This window comes from Staphylococcus sp. EG-SA-17 (assembly GCF_017151845.1).
GTDB classification, from domain to species: Bacteria; Bacillota; Bacilli; order Staphylococcales; family Staphylococcaceae; genus Staphylococcus; species Staphylococcus aureus.
Map to the genome: position 1 here is coordinate 1 of NZ_JACVZO010000051.1, position 3,578 is coordinate 3,578.

Genomic DNA, 3,578 nt, shown 5'->3' on the forward strand with positions numbered 1-3,578 from the left:
GCAATACCATTTGATTCAACACGTTTCACATCATTATTCGCTATTGCTTGATCGATGTTTTGTAATGCACGTTTTTCATTATTCGCTAATTGATTTAAAGCAACTTGTTTTTCTTCATCAGTCGCATGTTCCGCTTGCTCTATTTCTTGCTTTTTAGCCTCATATTGTTGCTTTACTGCATCTCTAGCAGCTGCTCTAATAATATGGTCAGGCGTCACTAATGCAATGTCTCCAAGCGCTTGATTTGTTGAGTCGTTAACTTGCTGATCTGTTCTATCATTCGTGATATTTGTCATAGCTTGAGTAACTAAATCATTGATTTTATCTAACGCCGCTTGTCTTTCTTCTGCTGTCGCTTCTTTATCTTGATTGATTTGCGCACGTAATTCATTCGCTTTTTGATTGATTTTTTCACGTGCTGCTGGTTTAACTCGAGTTTCAGGTTGAATAATTTTTATCGCAGTTATACCATCTGTTGCCGCTTGATTCACTTGCTCGTTCGTTTGAGCTTGTTCAATTGCTACAAGGGCTTTTTCTTTTTCTCTAGCTAATGCTTGTGTAGCAACTTCTTTCTCATTATCTGTTGAATCAATACTATTATCAATTTGCTGTTGCTTTTCTTTAACAGCTTTTTCAATATCTGCAATTGCCTTTGGTTTAATTACTACTTCAGCTTCAACATTGTCTATAGCATTTATCGCTTGATTTGTAGTTGCGTCTACCTGATCATTTGTTTGGTTTTGATTAATTTGGTTAAATGCTTGATCTTTAAGTTGATTGATTTGATTAACAGCAGCCTGCTTTTCTTCATCAGTTGCATTAGGTGTTTGTTTAACCGCTTCAATACGTTTCGCCACTTCAGCAGTGATTTTATCTCGTGCTGCTTGCTTTTTCACTACGTCAACTTGAACAGCATCAATATTATTTTCTGCTGTTATCGCAGCTTGGTCTACTTCATTATTGGTATTCGCTTGATTAAGACTTTCAATAGCTTGTTGTCTGTCTTGATTCAACGTATTAATTGCAGCATTTTTCTCATCATCTGTTGCATCTGGTGTAGCATTGATTTCAGCTAATTTAGCATTATAATGCTGATTGATTTGTGCTAATGCTGCAGGTTTTTTTACAATATTTGGCTGAATCGCATTAATTGCTTGTGCACCTAATTGTTGCGCTTGATCTACTTCCGCGTTTGTATCAGCTTGATTTATATTATTAAGTGCAGCTGCTAATTCTTGGTCTACTTGATTTAATGCTATTTGCTTTTCTTCAGTTGTTGCATTTGTATTTTGATTAATTTCTTGCTTTTTAGCAGTTGCTAAATCGTTTAATACACCTGTAGCTGTTTGCTTCTTAGTTACATGCGGTTGAACAGCACCGATTTGATTGACTGCATCGTCTCTAATGCTATTGACCATCGCAGTAGTAGACGTCACACCGATATCAGTTAATGCTCTATTTTTAAGTGCATTGACACGATCTATCGCTTCTTGTTTCTCTTCTCGAGTCGCACCAGGTGTAGCATTGATATTTGTTATCACCTCACGTGCTTTTTCATTTACAGTATTACGAGCATCCGTTTTAACTTGTGTCGCTGGTTGAATCACAACTATATTTTGCATACCTTGATCTTTTGCTTGTGCAACTTCTTGATTCGTATCTGCTGCATTAATATTTTGCTTCGCTGTGGCTACAGCTTGATCAAGCAATTGTTGTGCTGCTTGTTGCTCTTCTAAGGTCGCATCATTATTATTAAATATCGCATTATGTTGCGTTTCAGCACTTTGATCAATAGCATTTTTAGCATCTGTTTTAACCTTTGTAGCTGGTTCAATGGCTTGTATACCTTGAATTGCATTTGTCTTCACTTGCTCCACATCTGCATTGGTATTAGCATTTAAAATGTTAGCATTCGCAGCAGCTACAGCAGCATTTACTTTGTCAATCGCTGCCTGTCTTTCTTCTTGAGTCGCATCAGGATTAGCATTGATCTCAGCGATATGTTGTTGTGCATCATGTGATACGGCATCTCTTGCTGCCTGCTTGACAACAGTTACAGGCGCAATAGGATTAATGGCATTCAGACCATCACCTTTGGCTGTATCCACATCATCATTGGTTGTCGCTTGATTGATTTGCTCTAAAGCGTGGTTCGTAGCTTGCGTTAATTCATTCAATGCTGCATTTTTCTCTTCTTGTGTTGCTTCTCTATTACTATTTATCTGTTGTCTTTTTGTTGCTGTTGCTTGGTTAATTGCATCTCTTGCTGCTTGTTTGTGTGTTACTTGAGGGACAACAGCTCCAATAGTATTAATACCATTATTTTTAGCTGTTTCAACATCAGCATTGGTAGTAGCATTCGTAACATTATCAATAGCATCTGTTTCATCCGTTGTTAATTGATTTAATGCATCTTGAATTTCATCTTGAGTAGCATCTGGTGTGTTATTGATAATTTCTCTTTGTTTCGCAGCTTTATCACGTATTGCTTGTTTAGCATTTGGTTTAACAACTGGTGTTGCAGTGTCTCTACTTAAAGTCTGTATACCTTGATCTTTAATTCTAGTAACACCATCATCAGTCGTTTGGTCACCAATATTTCCAATAATTTCATTTTTATGTTCCTCGATGACTTGAATCGCTGCTTGTTTTTCTTCATCTGTCAGTTCATCATTTTGGTTAACTAAATCTTCCATGTCATCAACTTTTCTATTAACGGCATTTTCAGCGTCAACACTTCGAATTAACGTATGTTGCATTTGATTTGCTAATGAATCGATATCTGCCTGAGAAACTCTTTTGTTTAAAGGTACATTGTTACGGTTTTCATCTAAAATTGTTTGTGCGCGTCTTTTAAGATCATTAAAAATATCTAATGATGCAAATGTATAATCCGCTTGTTGAATACGTCTATCAACTTCAGCTTGTAGTGCGTCTTTATTCATGATGATATCGATTGTATACGGTTCAGTGCTTACTGTATGACTTTCTGCAGGTGAATTAATAAAATCTTGTGAAAATGTTTTATACGTTAACGTATCGTTAAATGTTACTGTTCTTGGTGTTGGCACATTGTTCACACGTAGCTTATACTTCAAATCCAATATTTTATCAGGCATAAGTCGTGCCGGTGAATTCCCTGAACCTCCACCAGTACTTTTAATTGTAATAATTCGATTTGCTGCGTCATACGTCACATTAAAATCATTGATATCAACACCTGAATTACCGCTCTGGAAATCTTTAGTCAATGAATTATTTACATATTCAACACCTTCAGGTAATTGAATTTTATATACAAAATCATCTGTATTAAATGAAGCGCCAAAGTTACCATTATTCTTTAATGACGTTGTAACTGAAAATTCTTTGTTATTTGTTGCTGTTGGCTCCATTGTACGTCTTTCAACATAGACATGCGACCCAGAATGTAGACCGATAGAGTCAACAAAGTCATAGTATTTATAACCATCACGTAATTGATAAATGCCACGCGGATCTGTTATTGCGTCATTTTTAGGAACAAATTGTATTTTTAAATGACTAACATTTTCAGGTACTTTAAATAAGCGCCAAAT

At 36.0% G+C, this 3,578-nt stretch carries 1 pseudogene; it reads right to left on the reverse strand.

Annotated features, from left to right (window positions below):
• A pseudogene (gene sasC / locus IDG65_RS13670) lies at positions 1-3,578 on the reverse strand (LPXTG-anchored aggregation protein SasC); the annotation flags it as partial.